A 1011-nucleotide genomic window follows, 5' to 3' on the forward strand; every position below is an offset into this window, starting at 1 on the left:
TAGATAAGAAAAGCCCGCAATTTTCAGCGGGCTTTTTGATCAACGTTTGGTGACTGGTTCACAATTCAGTGCTGTTAGTGGCACAAACTGGTCTGTTTTCGCGTAGAACAGTCCGCAGGTTGTACCGCGAATCTGCAATGTGTACTGGTCAGGAAAATCGGTATAGCTACCGTCTAGTAGCACGTTATCCTTGCCTTTTACTTTACCTTTCTCAATCAACAAGTGCGGAGACGATTCAAATACGTTGCTTGCGATTCTCGGTGCTGGCGTCCCTTGAATTTGTGCAATCGCAGCTTGTACTTCCGTTACGGCCTCCGGCGTGGTTTTAGTGCTTAAGGCTTCAACAGGTTCTCGTGACATTGCTTCACACCCCAAAATCGGTAGTGTTAGTCCAAGACAAGCACAAAGTCTTGTAGCTGTTGCGCGCCTTGAGCTAGTTGATCTCAACATGTATAGCCTCTGTTCTTAGTGGAGAACGGTGATCCTTAAGTGCTGGAGAGTCGCTGTTAAGTGGCATTGTGTTGAAACTCGCAGGCGACACTTGTGGACAAGTTCCTGTATCCATGTAGTTGAGTGCGGCAGATAGCATGCGCTCGGATGTATCGCCTAGCGGCTTCGTTAAGTCGTCATCTACCCAACAACCTTCAACTCGATTATCTAAACCAAGGCTGCTGCTAATTTGGCTCTTAGGTGTTGGAACAAAACCGTCGGCAAAGTCGCCAAATTGTTTTTCGTTCGCAGATTTAAACTGAATGGTGTAGTACATGGTGCCACAGTTCTGCTCGGGTGCGAATCCATAAGGTTTACCCATTGTGGTTGAGCCAAGTTGGATAACATTAACATCAATACCGCGCAGTGCATTCATCAGTAATTCACTTGAAGAGGCCGTACCGCCAGAGGTCAGCACATAAACTTGCTGCTTGCCTAGAGTAGGCAACATTTGGTCTGAGAACTTGCCTGCTGCCCAGTCGATGGCTACGTTAGTAAATGGGTATATATTGTCGCCATTAG

2 protein-coding genes are annotated in these 1011 nt (G+C 47.0%); both read right to left on the reverse strand.

Annotated elements, in window-relative coordinates; translation table 11 throughout:
* Window positions 1-39: 39 nt before the first annotated feature.
* On the reverse strand, window positions 40-360 hold the full coding sequence (locus R7Z41_RS24620; protein ID WP_020840499.1) for a hypothetical protein: 321 nt from the start codon (window positions 358-360) through the stop codon (window positions 40-42).
* A gap of 73 nt (window positions 361-433) precedes the next feature.
* Window positions 434-1011 (reverse strand): S41 family peptidase (locus tag R7Z41_RS24625; RefSeq protein WP_318141723.1); only part of this gene is annotated, 578 nt, incomplete at its 5' end.

The organism is Vibrio sp. 1457 (genome assembly GCF_033340195.1).
Lineage (GTDB): Bacteria > Pseudomonadota > Gammaproteobacteria > Enterobacterales > Vibrionaceae > Vibrio > Vibrio alginolyticus.

Excerpts from the sequence above, each read along its gene's own strand:
- R7Z41_RS24620 (WP_020840499.1), bottom strand. The coding sequence starts at position 360 with ATGTCACGAGAACCTGTTGAAGCCTTAAGCACTAAAACCACGCCGGAG.